General features: G+C 39.1%; 13 protein-coding genes. 5 read left to right on the top strand and 8 right to left on the bottom strand.

What is annotated here, in order from left to right:
- Positions 1–40: 40 nt before the first annotated feature.
- Together HMPREF1210_RS00510 and HMPREF1210_RS00505 are read left to right on the top strand one after the other, a co-directional pair.
- A complete protein-coding gene (locus HMPREF1210_RS00510; RefSeq protein ID WP_016426621.1) occupies positions 41–1,252 on the top strand; it encodes an MFS transporter in 1,212 nt (403 codons plus the stop codon).
- 74 nt (positions 1,253–1,326) lie between these two features.
- Positions 1,327–2,169 (top strand): aldo/keto reductase, encoded by an 843-nt coding sequence (locus tag HMPREF1210_RS00505; RefSeq protein WP_016426620.1) that lies wholly within the window; start codon positions 1,327–1,329, stop codon positions 2,167–2,169.
- Positions 2,170–2,458: 289 nt separating this feature from the next.
- Here HMPREF1210_RS00505 and HMPREF1210_RS00500 read toward each other — a convergent pair whose 3' ends face one another.
- Both HMPREF1210_RS00500 and megL read right to left on the bottom strand, forming a co-directional pair.
- Positions 2,459–2,707, bottom strand: coding sequence for a hypothetical protein (locus tag HMPREF1210_RS00500; RefSeq protein ID WP_016426619.1), 249 nt, complete (start codon positions 2,705–2,707; stop codon positions 2,459–2,461).
- Positions 2,708–3,321: 614 nt separating this feature from the next.
- Complete coding sequence (gene megL / locus HMPREF1210_RS00495) at positions 3,322–4,539, bottom strand: methionine gamma-lyase (protein ID WP_016426617.1); 1,218 nt, start codon at positions 4,537–4,539, stop codon at positions 3,322–3,324.
- Positions 4,540–4,879: 340 nt separating this feature from the next.
- Here megL and rpsD point away from each other — a divergent pair, with 340 nt between their 5' ends.
- Positions 4,880–5,482 (top strand): 30S ribosomal protein S4, encoded by a 603-nt coding sequence (gene rpsD, locus HMPREF1210_RS00490; RefSeq protein WP_016426616.1) that lies wholly within the window; start codon positions 4,880–4,882, stop codon positions 5,480–5,482.
- Between the two features lie 996 nt (positions 5,483–6,478).
- On the opposite strand, the gene HMPREF1210_RS00485 is transcribed toward rpsD, so the two are convergent.
- Both HMPREF1210_RS00485 and HMPREF1210_RS00480 read right to left on the bottom strand, forming a co-directional pair.
- Entirely contained in the window at positions 6,479–7,582 is a 1,104-nt protein-coding gene (locus tag HMPREF1210_RS00485) for an alpha/beta hydrolase (RefSeq protein ID WP_016426615.1), read from the bottom strand.
- Between the two features lie 289 nt (positions 7,583–7,871).
- Positions 7,872–10,310, bottom strand: a complete 2,439-nt coding sequence (locus HMPREF1210_RS00480) for a glycoside hydrolase family 3 C-terminal domain-containing protein (protein ID WP_016426614.1) — start codon at positions 10,308–10,310, stop codon at positions 7,872–7,874.
- 134 nt (positions 10,311–10,444) lie between these two features.
- Between HMPREF1210_RS00480 and HMPREF1210_RS17205 the strand changes: the two genes are divergently transcribed.
- Both HMPREF1210_RS17205 and HMPREF1210_RS17890 read left to right on the top strand, forming a co-directional pair.
- Positions 10,445–11,656, top strand: a complete 1,212-nt coding sequence (locus HMPREF1210_RS17205) for an AraC family transcriptional regulator (protein WP_016426613.1) — start codon at positions 10,445–10,447, stop codon at positions 11,654–11,656.
- A 370-nt stretch (positions 11,657–12,026) separates the two neighbouring features.
- Positions 12,027–12,518 carry a hypothetical protein gene (locus HMPREF1210_RS17890; RefSeq protein ID WP_016426612.1) on the top strand — a complete coding sequence of 164 codons (492 nt, stop codon included), beginning with the start codon at positions 12,027–12,029 and terminating at the stop codon, positions 12,516–12,518.
- Positions 12,519–12,603: 85 nt separating this feature from the next.
- Here the strand turns inward: HMPREF1210_RS17890 and HMPREF1210_RS00465 are convergent, their stop codons facing one another.
- From HMPREF1210_RS00465 to HMPREF1210_RS00450, 4 genes are all read right to left on the bottom strand, one after another.
- Positions 12,604–13,326: a hypothetical protein gene (locus HMPREF1210_RS00465; RefSeq protein ID WP_016426611.1), complete on the bottom strand. Its 723-nt coding sequence runs from the start codon at positions 13,324–13,326 to the stop codon at positions 12,604–12,606.
- 72 nt (positions 13,327–13,398) lie between these two features.
- Positions 13,399–17,043: a multicopper oxidase domain-containing protein gene (locus tag HMPREF1210_RS00460; RefSeq protein WP_016426610.1), complete on the bottom strand. Its 3,645-nt coding sequence runs from the start codon at positions 17,041–17,043 to the stop codon at positions 13,399–13,401.
- Positions 17,040–17,351, bottom strand: a complete 312-nt coding sequence (locus tag HMPREF1210_RS00455; RefSeq protein WP_016426609.1) for a hypothetical protein — start codon at positions 17,349–17,351, stop codon at positions 17,040–17,042. The genes HMPREF1210_RS00460 and HMPREF1210_RS00455 overlap by 4 nt, the downstream gene beginning before the upstream one ends.
- Before the next feature lie 18 nt (positions 17,352–17,369).
- Positions 17,370–17,660, bottom strand: coding sequence for a hypothetical protein (locus HMPREF1210_RS00450; protein WP_016426608.1), 291 nt, complete (start codon positions 17,658–17,660; stop codon positions 17,370–17,372).
- Positions 17,661–17,680 lie beyond the last annotated feature (20 nt).

Raw genomic sequence — 17,680 nt, 5'->3', positions numbered from 1 at the left:
AGATCGTTCATACATTACCAAATTATTAAGGAGGAGAAAAATGCCTTTAGATAAAAAACAAAGTACATTAGCACTGTTAGCCTTAGCTATTAGTGCATTTGCAATAGGAACAACAGAATTTATCAGTGTAGGCCTATTACCATTAATAGCGAATGATTTACAAATATCTGTTACGACAGCAGGCTTAACAGTTTCCTTATATGCATTAGGAGTAACATTTGGGGCACCTATTCTAACATCCATTACCTCTAGTATGTCACGAAAATCATTACTACTTTGGATTATGGTTATTTTTATTATAGGCAATAGTATTGCTGCTAGTGCGACAAGCATTGGTGTGTTACTTGTTGCTCGTGTTATTTCTGCCTTTTCACATGGAGTTTTTATGTCCATTGGCTCTACCATCGCTGCAGATTTAGTACCGGAAAATCGAAGAGCTAGTGCCATATCCATTATGTTTTCAGGACTCACGGTAGCAACTGTAACAGGTGTACCATTGGGAACATTAATTGGACAACAATTTGGTTGGAGAATGGCCTTTATCATCATCATTGTCATCGGAGTTATAGCCTTAATCGCGAATAGTATCCTGATTCCATCTAGTTTACGAAAAGGTACTCGTACAACGTTTCGTGATCAGTTCAAATTAGTAACAAATGGTCGCTTATTACTTTTATTTATGATTACTGCCTTAGGTTATGGAGGAACATTCGTTGTCTTTACTTATCTATCACCGATACTACAGGAAATAACAGGATATAAAGAAGGAACAGTTGCTGTGATTCTTCTTGTTTATGGTATTGCGATCGCTATTGGCAACATGGTGGGTGGAAAGCTGTCTAATCACAATCCGATTAGAGCATTATTTTACATGTTTATTGTACAAGCGGTGATACTATTTATCCTGATGTTTACGGCACCATTTAAAATAGCAGGATTGATTACCATTTTCTTAATGGGGGTTCTAGCTTTTATGAATGTGCCGGGATTACAAGTGTATGTGGTCATGTTAGCAGAACGATTTGTACCTACTGGAGTAGATATGGCGTCGGCCATCAATATTGCTGCGTTTAACGCTGGAATTGCAATTGGATCCTACTTAGGTGGTATTATCACAGACTCTATTGGACTGATTCACACCTCTTGGGTAGGAGCACTTATGGTACTGATAGCTGCCATCCTTGCAGGTTGGAGTGCATTCCTTGAAAGAAAAGACCAAAAAGGGGATAAATTGAAGGAGGTGGTTTCCTAAGTAATAAATGTGTGAAATCACCAAATATAGAACGATCTCATTTCTCATAATAAAAATTTGGAGGTTTATTTATAATGATTAAAAACATACAAGATACAACTACTTTGCATAATGGTGTAAAAATGCCTTGGTTTGGAATTGGGGTGTTTAAAGTAGAAGAAGGCCCTGAACTGGTTAATGCCGTTAAATTTGCAATCAAACATGGGTATCGTAGTATTGATACAGCAGCTATTTATGAAAATGAAGAAGGAGTTGGACAAGCTATTCGAGAAGGGATAAATGAAGCAGGTATCCCAAGAGAAGAACTATTTATAACATCGAAAGTTTGGAATTCTGACTTAGGTTACGAATCAACTATAGTAGCTTATGAAACAAGCCTAAAGAAACTTAATCTTGAGTATTTAGATTTATACCTTATTCACTGGCCAGTAGAAGGTAAATATAAGGAAGCTTGGCGTGCATTAGAGACTCTTTATAAAGAAGGAAGAGTAAAGGCTATTGGAGTAAGTAACTTCCAAGTCCACCATCTGGAGGACTTAATGAACGATGCTGAAATTAAACCGATGGTTAACCAGGTAGAATACCATCCACGTTTAACTCAGAAAGAAATTCAAGCCTTTTGTCAAGAACATGGAATTCAGTTAGAAGCTTGGTCACCTTTAATGCAAGGTCAATTATTAGATAATCTAGTATTACAAGAAATGGCAAATAAGTATAACAAGACCATTGCCCAAATTATTTTACGATGGGATTTACAAAATGGTGTTGTAACCATTCCAAAATCCACGAAAGAATATCGAATTGTTGAGAACTCAACTGTATTTGACTTCGAACTAACAAAAGAAGAGATGCAGCGAATTGATGAGCTAAATCAAAATCATCGAGTAGGACCAGACCCTGACAACTTTGATTTTTAAATAAAAAAGGGCATAGGATAACATTAAAAAACAGACACTTTTCCTCTAATAAATGAACTGCACCCCAATTTTTAGACACATCTATCAATTGGAGGTGTAGTTTTTTATGGATAAATATACTTTAGAACAAAATTAGCTGCTGTTCATGAGTTCATAAACTTGGTATTACAGTTTACTTACCAACATAGCATAATTTCATGAAGCACAATTCTTAATTGTCAAAGTGAACGTCTAACTAATCTGTCCCGTTAGTTCAAGAAGAAAAACTTAACCCGTAAAGCACTTGTGACTATCTCTTTCTTTTCAAAAGATAAAAAATTATAGCCAATATTACCTGAATTAAGGGAACAAATTTTGCCCAAGGAAATGGCGGATAACCACTAAAAAACCAAGCATCGGGATACAGTAAAATTGCACTTATCAACATCCAAATCCAAGAACGTTTTATAAGTGCATAGACAAAAGTAATGACTGATGCTAGAAGTAATGGATAAAACAGACCTAATGTACCCAACAAGACGCCTATAATTCCTTCCAAGTAATAACCTCCATCAATTATCTCTTTAGCTTCTTAAGGAAATCTTCCCCGTTAGTTCAATAAGAACCACTCACCGTTTTTTGAAAAGTGCAACGTTACACACTTTTTCCCTCCTTTTTTAATTGTCGAAGAGTTATTATCAAACCCCTGCTGTAAAGGAAGGAGGAATGCTCCACATAAGATAGTTCCAATTCCCTGTAAACAATGATATGAAGGAAAAAAGAACTGGAAATCCTATTAAAATTATTAATGAAACAAATACTGCGAATTTGGTATTTCTATTCATAATGACCCTCCATTCACTTTTTAAAGTTATTCAATTAACTGCCCCGTAAGTTGAATAACAAAAGAACCAACTTAATCAATTTATCTATTTAACACATTACCATATATTTGATATAAATCCTTTTATTATTAAAATCGAGCAAGAAAAAAGCACTGCTAAAAGCAATGCTAATTTGTATGTTAATATGAAGCTATTTGCCGAGTTATTTAAACTTTTGTACCAGTAAACTGAACGGGATAATGATAAATCACCTCGCCCTTTCTGTTGGCTCATGCGAACATGTGGCTAGCGCAAAGGTACGATATACAACAGCAAGTTAACGGAGCATTCATTTTTGAAGCGATTGCGTAAAGTGGGTCTCCACTTTTGCAAATGCCTGTTGTAAATCTTCTATTAAATCATCTGAATGCTCAAGTCCAACAGACAAACGTAGTAAGGAATGAGTGATTCCCATCTTTTCACGTTCCATTTCAGGAATGACTGAGTGAGTCATGGTTGCCGGGTGCTGAATCAATGTTTCCGCGTCTCCCAAACTTACAGCAATCTTGATAAGCTTAAGAGAATTCATTAAATATTGAGCAACTTCTTTCCCACCGTGAATTGTAAATGAAATCAACCCACTACCGGCTTTCATTTGCTTCTTAGCAATTTCGTATTGTGGGTGGTCTGGATCAAACGGATAATAAATCTCATTCACAATTGGTGAAGATTTAAAGAATGACAACAGTTTCGATGCATTGTCTGAATGGCGATCCATTCGAACATGAAGCGTTTTTAATCCTCTGATGATCAGCCAAGCATCAAACGGTGAGATAATTCCACCAACGTCTTTTTGGACCGTCATACGAAGATTCATCATATCCTCTGCATCTTTTCCAACCAACAATCCTGCAATCACGTCCCCGTGGCCATTGATGTATTTGGTTGCACTATGCAACACATAGTCCGCACCGAAATCGATAGGATTTTGTAAATAAGGCGATGAAAATGTATTATCCACAATTACTTTCAATCCATGTTTTCGAGCGACTCTCCCAACCAGTTCCAAATCCACAATTTCCATTGTTGGATTGATTGGTGTCTCAACATATAAACAAACTGTTTCAGGACGAATCGCCGCTTCAATTTCCTGTTCACTCGACATCGAACTGAAACTATGTGAAATATTGTATTTTTCATTCATCATTTCAAGTAACCCAAACGTACAACCATATATCCCTCTCGAACAAAGGATATGATCCTCTGTTTTCGTAACATGAATCAACACTGCACTGACAGCGGCCATCCCGGACCCAAATGCCAATGCGCTTTGTCCATTCTCAAGTTCAGCCATGCGCTCTTCCAAAACTCTTACAGTTGGATTTCCTAACCGTGAATAGATATTGCCCACTTCTTCACCAGCAAAACGTTTTTCTCCTTGTTCCGCCGTTGAAAAAGCAAATGTAGATGTTTGATATAAAGGTACGGACAAACTGTCGTGATGAATTGAAGTGTCAAATCCTTTATGAACGACTGCCGTTTCTTTTTTCATCTTTTTGTTTTCCATAATAAGCACCCCTTTTATGTAAACGCTTTCATACCATTCATACCTATCCTACTCGATTCCATCTTTTTTGAAAAGGTCAACTACCCAATCGAATCATTAAATTGTCAAGGTAACGTCTTGACATAAGTATAGGAAATCGATACAATGGAGGATGTGTAAAATAAAAGCAGCAGTTGTATGGTCTTATTCGTTTCATTTTATTCCTCCAAACTTTTTGGATGGGGTATCGTGTAACCCTTGGCTGCGAGGGCGAGGATACATGAAAATAAAATGACAGTTTGATTGATACATCTGGTCTTATTTTACAACAAAATAAAACCACTTAAAGGAGGAGTCTCTCATGGCTCGTTATACAGGTCCAGCATGGAAACTGTCTCGTCGTCTTGGTTTATCACTAAGCGGCACAGGTAAAGAATTAGAAAAACGCCCTTACGCACCAGGACAACACGGTCCTAACCAACGCAAAAAAATCTCGGAATACGGTTTACAATTACAAGAGAAGCAAAAGCTTCGTCACATGTATGGTGTAAACGAACGTCAATTCCGTACACTTTTTGATAAAGCTGCTAAAATGCCTGGTAAATCTGGTGAAAACTTCATGATTCTTCTTGAAACTCGCCTTGATAACGTAGTTTACCGTTTAGGTCTTGCACGCACTCGTCGTGGAGCTCGTCAATTAGTTAACCATGGCCACGTAATGGTTGATGGAAAACGCGTTGATATTCCTTCATTCCGTCTTAAAGCAGGTCAAGAGATTTCACTTCGTGAAAAATCTCAAAACCTTGATATCGTTAATGAGTCTATGGAAGTAAACAACTTCGTTCCAGAATACTTATCTTTCGATGCAGACAAAAAAGTTGGTCAATTTGTTCGTCTTCCAGAGCGTAGCGAATTATCAGCTGAAATCAACGAATCATTAATCGTTGAGTTCTACTCTCGTTAATCGAGATACTTTGCAAAAGTAGTATTTAAAGCCTTCAAGACCTTGTTAACCCAGGGTTTTGAGGCTTTTTTCATTTTTCTAAAATGCAATATAAAGCAAGATAAAGCAGGTTATTGGGGTTAGTTTGGGGCTAAATGGGGCTAATTATTAATATAAATGGCGGCATATGTACAGGAATGTGTAAGTAATTTAAAGCAACTCAAGTGTTTTCTGTTTTTCTTTTGGTTTTAATAGACACGGTACGATTCTGGCCTTAGATGACTCTCACCTTTACAGGGTGGAGGTCACTGGTTCGAGCCCAGTCGGGATCATTGGGTGCCAAACACGCAGGAAACCTTTAGGAACAAGGGTGTTCCCGAATAAGCATCATCTCTTACGAGATGGTGCTTTTTCTATTAATAAAGATATGGGTTGCGATTTTTAATATCAAAAAAAATCACACTCAAATGAGTGTGATTTTATATTGTTTCCATCTCTTCTTTTCTTTAATGACCTTCACACTGCCAGTATGATCGTCATTTAATCACAACTTTATACAAAACACTGTATGATAGCTTTTTATAAGTTTTTAGTAAACATCCATCAAATCATCTATTGTTATCTATAATGGTTCACACCAATTTTCACATCAATTTTACATCATTTTCTTCTCCACAATACGTCTCTTCGGAGATGATACTTTTTTAATTAACACCTGATTAAGTTCAATTCATATGATTTGGTGGTGTTTTTATTACATCATGCCGCCCGTAAGGTAAGAGTGTGTAATATCTTTAACGATGTGTGCGAAAATTTCAATATTTTGAGAAATCTGAGGTGTAACGTCTTTAACGAGAATTTACTATTGTTCACTGGATTGGGTTAGCAAAATGTTAGCATTTAGGGTTAATAAAAAAAAATTGAAGTTCATAACAAAGTTCTCAATAATATGGATACTTTAAAAGAATAAATTTAATTAGCAATTCTTTATTTCTTCCGCCGAATATCCCTGTCCTATTACTTTGAATTTTCTAAAATAAATTTACCCATTTCGATTGCACAATCCTCACTTTGAGGATAGACTCCTACATTATCAGCATACGCATGTCCAAGACCTTTATATAAAACCGTTTTCGTTTCTACCCCTGCCTTAGCCAACTTTACTGCATAGGCTAGGCTTTCTACCTTGAGATAATCATGTTCACCTACTGTAATAAAGGTTGGCGGTAAGCCCTTAGGATTTCTCTTATATGGCGTTAAATATTCATTATCTATTTCTGTAGTCCCTAATATATTCCCTAATGATTCTAGTGAGCCAAACATGTCTAACATCGTTTTAATACCTGATCTATGTTTAGGCGACATCTCATATTCATCAATACTCCATTTGTAATACTCATCTTCAATTCCAGCCATGTTTACTGTCGGATAAAGTAACAGTTGTCCCTTTACCATTCCTAATCCATCTTCCATATCCCTGGTTGTACAATATTGTGTTAAATTACCTCCTGCACTATCCCCTGCAACAAAAATATTACCCCTAACCCCACCTAAACTTTCTGCATTATTATAAATCCATTGTAAAGTAGAATAACAATCTTTATGACCTGCTGGGTATGGATTCTCTGGCGCAAGCCTATAATCAACTGACACTGCAAGGATATCTGTATTCTCTACTATTAACTTAACAAACTCCTCTACAACATCAGGAGAACCTCCAAAGAATCCTCCACCATGGATGAAATATAAAACCGGGGCATTTTTTCTCATTGTTTCTGATGTATAAATTCTTATCGGAATCTGATTCCCGTCTTCTCCTGTCACATGTCTATGTTCTATTTCAATATTCTTTTGAACGATAGGATTACTTTTTATCCCATTAAACATTTTCCGAAGCCTTTTAATTCCTTTTGGTGAAATGTCCATCTTCATTAAAAATTTCGGCATATATTTCATTAAAAAAAGCTGATTTTTCATATCTTTATACAGACGTGGATCCATTGCACCTTTTTCATCACTGTCTGGCAAGTTTTTAACTAGAACCTCTACACCCTTCAGCATAATGGTTTCTTCACGTTCAACAAGCTTATCTAATAATTCTTTTGAGTACCTTCTTTCCATAACTATACACCCTTTTTTTAGATCATCTTTTATATATTATAAAAGAAGAAAATAAGTCGCCCTGAGTTTTAACCACTCAGTTTTGGAGTCTTTTTCTCATCGAAACCCTTAAAGGGTAATCTACCCCATCTACCAATGCAGTTGCACTATCTATCGTCATTAATCACTATTCTGATTACTTAATTATTTTCACCCCTCAAACCTGCATTGCCTCATTGCCCGTTATAATGAAGCATGCTAAAAATCCCACTTTCCACACTTTTCAAGTCAAGTTTTGACGCTTTTTCACCTATTTTTTCATCAATCCACGGATTCCCTTTAGAATATGTCCATTCATTATATCTATGAGTCCCTCTATCCGTTTAACTGATAACGTGCCTTGTGACAACATACCCAGCTGACGCAGTGGCATATCTACTGCCATTTCCTGTATCATCTTCACAATGTCACTTGAATCACCCTCGTCCCCTGCGAATATTTTCATTGTCGACTTTTCTACTTGCTTATTCATCATACGTCCAATCCAGTGAACTCTGATATCTCCTAGCGTAGAATTGGGCGTAAAGGGTCTTAGGATACGCTCTTCCGGTACTTTTCTTCCTAAAACTTCCTCAAATTGTTCCTTTGGGACATCATAAGTTCCTGGTTGTAAAAGATTGTAATAGCCCGGTGCTGCTGTACGATAATCAGGTATCGCTCCCTCTTGACTGCTATCAACAGTAACCGTATCATTCAATCGTATATCTCTTGACGATGCACCAATTTCAATCTTATAATCGCCGCTTTCCACAAACCAGTCTTTCACATTAATATTATAGTAAGCAAATGCACGCCTTTCTAATGTAAATGTAACCGTCTTACTTTCATTCATCTGCAATTCCACTTTTGCAAAATCTCTAAGTTCACGCATAGGTTTATATATAGTACTTTCGGGTGCTGAAATATACAACTGAACAATTTCCTTTCCAGCCTGCTTTCCGGTATTGGTAACGACCACCTCTACTTGAAGTGTATCTCTGTCTCCAATCTTCATTGCACTAAGCTTTAATCCCGAATAGGTAAATGTTGTATAGGAAAGCCCGTGTCCAAACGGATACATCACCTGTTTTTGCGCTTTATCATAGTAACGATATCCCACATAGATACTTTCCCGGTATTCAATATTGCCTCCTGTACCAAAATGAGCAATACTAGGGGTTTCAGTAAGTGTTAACGGATAAGTTTCTGCTAGTTTACCACTTGGAGAATAATCCCCAAAAAGCAAATCATATGCGGCGTAACCATTGTTTTGTCCCGAAAGATTCATCAAAAGTATTGAATCAACTTTGTCACGCCACGGAATATTTACAACTCCCCCTGCACTTATGACAACCACTATCTTTTTTCCGGTAGCAACCAGTTCATCTATCAATCTAGTGTGTGCCTTTGGCATATTTAAATGAGTACGGTCAAATCCCTCGCTTTCATAGCTATCCGGTAATCCAACAAAAGCAAATATCACATCCGCTTCTTTTGCTACTCCAATTGCTTCGGTAATCAAAGCTTCATTCGGTTCATCACTTGTGGCCGAATAACCTGGTGCAAAAGAATAGCTTATATTTTCCGCATCAAAGGCATCACTTACGGAAGTGATCCGGTTTGGAGATATCTTTGAGCTTCCTGCCCCTTGGTAACGGGGAACCTTGGCAAATTCACCTATTAAAGCAATCTTCTTATGTTTATCTACCGGCAGTACATTTCCTAACTTCAACAACACTGCACTTTCACGTGCAACACGTCGTGCCAATTCATTATGTGCTTCTGCATCATAATGTGTTGCCTGTGTTTCCTCTGCCTGTAGTGCGATAGCCGTCATTCGCACAGCACTAAGATCAACAAGTTTTTCGTCCAATTTCCCTGCTCGAACCGCATCAACAATCAATCGGTCCGAAGCTCCATCAAAAGCTGGCATCTCCAAATCAAGTCCCGCCTGGATACCTTCAACCCTGTCATTCATAGCTCCCCAGTCCGTTACTATGGCTCCCTCAAATCCCCATTCACCGCGAGGAATGTCTGTCATAAGAAGTTTGTGTCCAGAAGCATAAATGTCGTTTATCTTATTATATGAACACATCAATGTCCAAGGTTGCGCTTTCTTTATCGCTATTTCAAATCCGGTAAGATATATTTCTCTCAATGCCCGCTCATCAATTACCGAATTTGAGATAAGACGCGCTTTTTCCTGATTGTTCGCAAGATAATGCTTCAGGCTGGTACCTATGTTTTTACTCTGTATCCCACCAATGAGTGCAGCAGCCATTTCTCCTGTCAGAAGCGGATCTTCTGAAAAGTATTCAAAGTTACGGCCACAAAGCGGACTGCGCTTTATATTGGCTCCCGGTCCCAGAATCACAGCAACCTCCTCTTGTACACATTCCTCTCCAAGTGCAATACCCATTTCATATAATAAATCACGGTCAAAGCTGCAGGCTGTTGCTACAGCCGTAGGGAAACAAGTAGTTGATACCGAATTATTAATACCCAAGTGATCGGAATCTCCTGCCTGTTTACGTAAACCGTGGGGACCATCCGTTACCATCATTGATTTTATTCCAAGACGTTCTATTTCTTTTGTATTCCAGAAATTCTTTCCCGAGCAAAGACTGGCTTTTTCCTCAAGAGACATCTTCTTTACAAGTTCCTTTGCTCTTGGTAAAACACTTTTTAACGTATGATTGACTTTTTCCATGCTAACTCCTTCCCTTATGCGCGCGATATATTTTTTGAATAATTAAATTTTATACGATAAAGTAATACTTGTATTTCAAATTTGTTTTAAAAATTATATAAAAGGCACGCCCCTTTAGAAAGTGGGTAATATACATGAATTTAAATGAATTAAGATATTTAAGTAAAGCACTTGCCAAATCCACAAGTGCTTCTGTCAGACTCTACCAAAGAGAAAATCAAGTCTACTACTACTCGATATATCCCATGAATCCGGATCCTTTTCTGCTTTATGAGAATAACATGCTACAGTCTGAGCATATTGCCGGTATCATTACTACCGACTTGTTTCAATTTTATGGTTATGTTTCATTGGATGATGATTATCGAATTGTGATAGGTCCATCTTCCATTTTAACGAAAGACAAAAATAAATTAGATAACCTTTTATTTTTATTGGATGTAAAAGAAAAATATCATGAAGAATATATAGGTAAACTGAAGTGCGCCCCCTCTATTTCTGCCGAACGTATAGGATGGCTCCTTTCCTTTATTGCTTCCACTATCAATAAGAATCCACTTTTTGTAGAAGACGTATTTGTAGAAACAAAATCAGAAAATCATCAAGATGATATTATGAATAGCAGTATGCAGAATACATTATTTTTTTCTGGTGAAAAAGAATCCAGTACTCTTTTTATCGATAACTATCAAAATGAAAAAATGCTATTGTTCTATATAAAAAATGGTCAGCCTGAAGCTTTAAAAGAATTATTCAGTGCCTTTCCAAAAATAAAGGCCGGAACAATGGCCAATGATACCTTGCGCCAACTTAAGAACATGGGAATTTCTTGCGCTACCGTAGCTTCTCGGTCCTCAATCGAAGGGGGATTAAATGTCCAGACTGCATTCTATTTATCTGATTTGTATATTCAAAAGTTGGAAATGCTTCGCAATGCTGCATCCATATACCCATTAATCAAGCAAATGTTATTAGAGTTTGCCGAACGTACAAAACAAGTAAAATATAATTTCAATAGCTCTTCTAAATTATTTTTAAAATGTGCAAATTATGTTTCCATAAATTTGTTTAACAATATCAAGATTGAAGAAATAGCTACCGAATTCGGAATATCACGCTCTCGTTTGAGTAATCAGTTTCATAAGCAAACCGGTATTACCTTAACACAATATATTTTGCAAGAAAAAATTTTAGAATCTCAGCGCTTACTGCAGTTTACTAACAAAAGTAATGCTGAAATTGCATTACATCTGGCGTTTTCCTCGCAAAGTCATTTTCAAACAGTATTTAAAAAATATACCGGCATAACCCCAAACAGATTTAGGAACGCAAAATCAGATTTATAATTTGCTTTGTATCTGTTTTTTATAATCATTAAATAGAATTGGGTTTTCATAGTGCCTTGGAAACAGACCGCATTTGCAGATGCTTTGAAATCTCTTTAAGGAACATCCGTAGCAATTCTTCATAAATCAGACAATTTAAAAAAGAGGGATTAAGATTTTTCATCTCAATTCCTCTAATTTCCCCTTATTTAATTCTGTAATAAACTCGTATCTTCGACCTCCCCTATCCATAAATTCGTTCATCACCCAAAACACTAATAGTAAAATCTATTGGTTTAATAATTTACTTTCTATCTTTTTAGGTTCCAGACCAAAACTAATGTAAAAAATTTCATATATCAATAATAAAATGAAAGGAGGTTGTGTTATTTTGGAAAAGCATAAAGACACGGACTGCGGGTGCCATACCCGCGATTTTGATTTAGACTTCAGAAATTGCTCCTATTGGGCATGTTGTCCTTCAAGTTGTGGATGTGGGTATGGAATTGGATGCAATTGCTGTCGAAATCGTTGCCGCAGGAATTTGTGTGATGATGATTTCAGTATTCGATTAGCAGGATTGACGGAGGGTCTAAATTACCGCTTGTATCAACTTCTTTGGTTCAACGTCAATATAGAACTGGAGAATGGCCATTCAGCGTTTGGTAAAATCATTTATGTGGGGTCCAATTTTGTTGAATTGCTTCTGCCGTTAGTTGACGGAGAACCAGTTGAAGAAGAAATGGAAGAGGAAGAATTAACTCAAAAAGATTTTGAGGAAAAATCGGAGCTTCATGGAAATAGGGAGCATATGAAAGGCAGAACACTGATTTTTTCCATTGATAGGATCGTAACCGTTGAAACAGCTATATCTAAAGATTGAATAAAGAGTTCTATCAAGTACCTCACCAGTTAAAAAATAAGTCAGCTATTATGAAGGTTTCCTTCAAAAAGCTGACTTTTTTTGTTTAATTGTTTAAGGTAAACAATTTGATTTTAACTATTGAAATGGTTGTCAGTTGTCCAGCCACTTCTAGACTAATTGATTCTTTATCTACTTTTTTCATTTGTCCTTCAATTGTTTGGCCATCAATTTGTACTTGTATATGTTTTTCTTCATATACAAGTAAATAGATGTTCAGCCTCATCCTGAAAAACAGATGGATTAATTCTGGCGAAGATGAAACGACATCCCCGAAGTTAAAGGTCAATTCCCGGCGAAAGCAAGGATCGATTTCCCTTAGTTCAGGGTCATCGTAAGGATCCGCAAAACGCCCAAAAGGCTTAACTATATCGATTTGACTATATGGGTAGATGAATACCTTTTCTTCATTGCGAAGCACAACAAAATCATAGCCTGACAGGGAGACTTTCCCCTCACAGGTTTCTCCTGATAGAGCGGTAATCTCAACTCGCAGTCCAATTAAACCGTCAAAAACTTTCTGATAAGTTTCATCTGGCAGCCGCTCCTCGCCCAGAGCCAGATCAAGAAGCAATTCATTTGCAGCCCTTATCTTTTCAATTACTCGTTCCAAATCTTCTTGCGGAAGGCAGCTCGTAGGGGAAGGAATATTTGGGGATGGGTACCGATCGGGACAGCATTGTACGGGTATAAAGAAATAACTTTCTTTATCAAACTTTTTTTGTACCTTTTCATCAGATGATATTTCCTCATGGTTTTCTTTTTTCATTTTCTCACCCCCTTCCCGAAAGTAATTCTATGTAGAAAAAAGAGAAGAAATTATTCTTCTCTTCTGTTCGCTCTATTTCTCTAATGGAGGCAAGTGTTCTTGAATCCCTTTGTGAATTCTCATTATCCCCCACATACCCTGCTCTATGTCCCAGAGTATATTTCCTGCACGGTACATATAATCCCCTGGGAATCCCATATAAGCGCCAGCGCCGCCGAGCAATTCCAAATTGCGCGCTGCCCCCGCTACGTTCAATCCTGCAAATGATTCCGTACGCGAATTCAAATTTTTCACTTCAAATCGAAAGCGATGTCCATGAATATGGAACGTATGCGTCCTGCGCCTTTCTGCTGGCGTCACCAATCGAATTGTAACCGGGTCTCCTAAGTAGCTTTCAAACAATGGCGTAGCTGGGTCCCCGAAAACACACGAACTGAATAAGTCTTGCAGCACTGAATGTTTGCGGTAGCGGTTGACCAAACGTTCACTTCGATAGTTGAATCCTCTGGAACCTTGGTCATACGTATCGACTTCGTCTTCATCAATGTCCGGAGGTGGCAAAATCATCCCCGCAAGAGGATCGACTATTACCTGTTCTTTTTTATCAAGCAGCCTTACGCCGTCATGCATGATGATGACGAATTCCCTTATGCTTGGAAGGAATGGGTTACGTAGAACCACATTCGCTCCGGTTTTGACCGGCTTCAGCGTATAGGGATCTAAATGCTCTGTTCCCCTTGGTTCGGCAATAAATGCGCCGAATGCGCCGTGGGACTTATGGTTGCGGATATCCGCCATATCCCACATGCCGCATGCACCCATTGGGGCATCAACATACCAGCGATATTTCCTGCTTTCACCTGGCCCTACCGTTTGGTCTCCATTGAAACCAACTGTTTCCCCTGCAGATGTTTTCACATCATACTGGATCAATTGAGGGTGCATGGAGATTCTCAAAGATGGCGGATAGAAAGCCTGCTCCTTTACTTCCGGATAAGGGTAGATGCCATCCTTGAATGGGAATAGATCCAGTTTCAAAAGGCTAGTGAGAGCAATTTCAATTGTATCTCCAACGTTTCCACGAATGACCAGCGGTTCCGGATTTTTCTTTCCTTTTAAAATAGCATCCATATCTTTCCTAAGTGTGAAAATGATCCCATGAGGATCGTGATCTTCAAAACTGTTATAGCTAAGTGGCACTTGGAAAGCTACGATATCGAAATAGCGGATTGGACCTTTTTTGACTGGAACTTTAGTAGGGTCATCTGCTTTAGGAGGCTTTTTCCCCGTACATTCAGGGAGTGGCCTTGAACGCTTTAAAGGGGCTGGACGGTCAGATAAAGGGATAAGACCCGGAACTCTTTCATCAAATGCCCTAATCAATCCCCAAAGCCCATTCCATAGATCTTCTTCCGTTTCAAATGCCCAGAAATAATCTCCCGCTCGGGGAATAAAAGTTTCCATGGTAAAAGATTCGGATATTCCAATATGCTGCTGCTCTTCGACATTTGAATTCAAATTCTTTCGCTGCTTTAGCCACCTCAACCCATGGACATTGAAGCTATGGGATTCTTCCTGACACCCTTGGAGGAGCCGGATCCGAATGGTGTCTCCTTCGTATGCTTTCAATATCGGGGTAATTGGATCACCATTCACATAAGAACTGAATGTATAGGCAGGATCGCAATCAGGTCCTAATCGGAATTGAAGGGGTTCATTTTTGTAGTTCACCCCGAATAAACCCGGGTCATCAAAAGAGCCTGGGAACCCAGGGGGCTGAAGGGGTTTGCCGTCTTTATCGAACAGCAAGGCGAAATCCTGTGCGAATAGCACAAAATCCCGATAATCAGGAATCAAGGGATTCCGGGTAGTGACCTGGGCGCCGCGGGCAACCTCTTCCCCTGTAGCCGAATCGAGAATCTCCGTAAATCGCGGGTGGACAACGCCAGATCCGAATACACCATGCTGCTGATGGGAGGCTGGAAATAAGTGATCATGGACGAACCAGGCTTTCAACTCGATATCAGCGTAATATTCATACTGGATGGTTTCACCTGGCAGTACCGAAGAATCATAGTTCCAGCCGACATTTGCCCCATCGTTCACCAGAACATCAAATTTTACAAAGTGAATATGGAAACCGGTTTCGTACGCTCTCGTCACCAGCTGGAATGCATCGCCATCAAGAATATGGGGCAATCGGTTTGTAAAATTAATGCGGATGCTATTATGTGCCGATGCATGGAAAACGAGCGGTTCAGGCTCTTTCTTGCCTGAACATACATCATCTAGGTCTTCATCCAGCACATAAATCCTGGCTTTCGGATCATGCCAGCCCTGTTTGTTATAGGTTACGGGCAGTTCGATTACCGAGACGTTAAATTCCTTCACGATTGCATCTTCAGGTGATGGATTTACAAATACAGCCCCTGGTCTTGGATTTTTCACTGCTGCGTTGCGTTCCAGTTCCGTCAATCCCCGTCCCCCCTTGATTCCCAGAGGTGGACGAGGCGCCTTGTAACCGACCTTCCCTGGGATGAAATTCGGGAACCCCGGTTTCAATTTTGTAGGCTTCGGCGGGGCTTTACGGTCAGGCAATGGCTGCAAAGCCTTTATAGGGACACCATTCGGGTAGCACTGGCAACCGTCCTGAAGCGTATCAAATATTCGGTTCATGCCCCACATTCCGGCTGCGAAATGCGGATACAGATGGCAATGGACAATGGCGTCACCAAAGGAGCCTTGTAGGCTTCCCAACCCGTAAAGAGGCTCAACTGTGTAGTGGGATTGAGGACTTATCGCTTGGGAATCTAGCATTTCCGAGTTGAGGTCTTGCGGATCACTCAACCATTGATGTACATGATAATGAAAGACGTGCGTCTCTTTCACCCCGCCATGTATCACACGGAATTTTGCAGGATCCCCTACATATCCCCTCAAAATCGGGGTTGATGGATCTCCAAATACCCATGAGTCATGATGGACTTCTTCACCTTCCGTATTAGGTCCTACAACCCCTTCTTCAATGAGCTGCTGGCGTCTGTTGATCGGTTCATACCGGTAGTTAGCCCCATGAAAGGATTCCTCCTCCTGATTAGTAAGATGATTGATTGGCCGGTTTCCCGTTAAATCATCGACCTCCATTTCATCATGGAATATCCAGGCGTATTCCCGATACGAAGGAAGCAAAGGATGATGTACATCAGCATACACACCGCTATTCATGGTTTTGCCCGTCTCTGGGTCCGTCCACCAGGAAAAGCGGGGCTGGATCAATAAAGCCCCAAACAACCCATTGGAATTGGAACCATTTTCACCGCTTGCCGGATTGCCCAGATCAGAAAAGATATACGTTCCTTCTTTAACCGCATGCAATCGATATAGAATAGATTCCCCTGGGGCAGCCGTCGTATCTTTATTGAACCCTACATTTGCTCCGTCCGATTGGCATACATCATATTCGGCTTGCTGAAAATGCATGCCTGTATTGAAATCCAATTTATTTTTGAAAAGAATTTCAATCGTTTCTCCTTCATTTGCCCGGATTACGAGAGGCTGGACGAGCTCTACAGGAGAGAAAGGATTCTTTTTGACCAAGTCTTTAACTTTATGCTCATTTTCTTTCAGAACGTACATCATCCCATTAGGGTTGTGGTCTCCAAATGAATTCAGAACAATACGAATCGGAATTGCTGCTACATCATACCTTCTTGTCATGCAAGTTCCTCATCCGAATAATCTTTTAAATAAGGAATTTTTGCCCCGGTGCCTGTTTCAATGTAGAACACATCAATGGAATCGATATGAATGTTCCATACCTTTCCTTCCAAGGCAGGTACGGATGTGGTTTGTACATACAATGTCACGATATCTCCCAATATTCCTTTGATCTTGCCTATGAACATAAATGGAAAGGCTTCAGTCAATATGAATGCCCGCCGTCCTATATTTTTTTTGAAATAAAATACAAGAGCTTCCTCTCTTGTATCATTAACCGGCCTGCATTCACTTTTTTCGTTAGTCATTTAATAATCTCTCCTCAATTATGCTAATGGGAACACTTCATCAACAGGCACTTCCGTCGAGTAAGATACAATTTGCTCAAATGGAATGCTTATCGGGAAAGGAAAATTATAAAATGGAGCATTCACCATTTTAATGATGACTGGTGACAACGTCATATGACCATGCTGAACGTCAGAAACCGTTCCAGAGAAAATGGGGCGGAATACTTGGCCGAGTAAGTTCAGCTGGACGGCCCGGGTTATGACAATTAGGTCATCCCCAATAAGCTTTTTCAGCTCTTCATATAAATTATCCTCTGTTTGTTCCATCAATTTGCCCCCTTATTATT

Source organism: Paenisporosarcina sp. HGH0030 (genome assembly GCF_000411295.1).
Classification (GTDB): domain Bacteria; phylum Bacillota; class Bacilli; order Bacillales_A; family Planococcaceae; genus Paenisporosarcina.
This window is presented reverse-complemented; position numbering and strand designations above follow the sequence as displayed.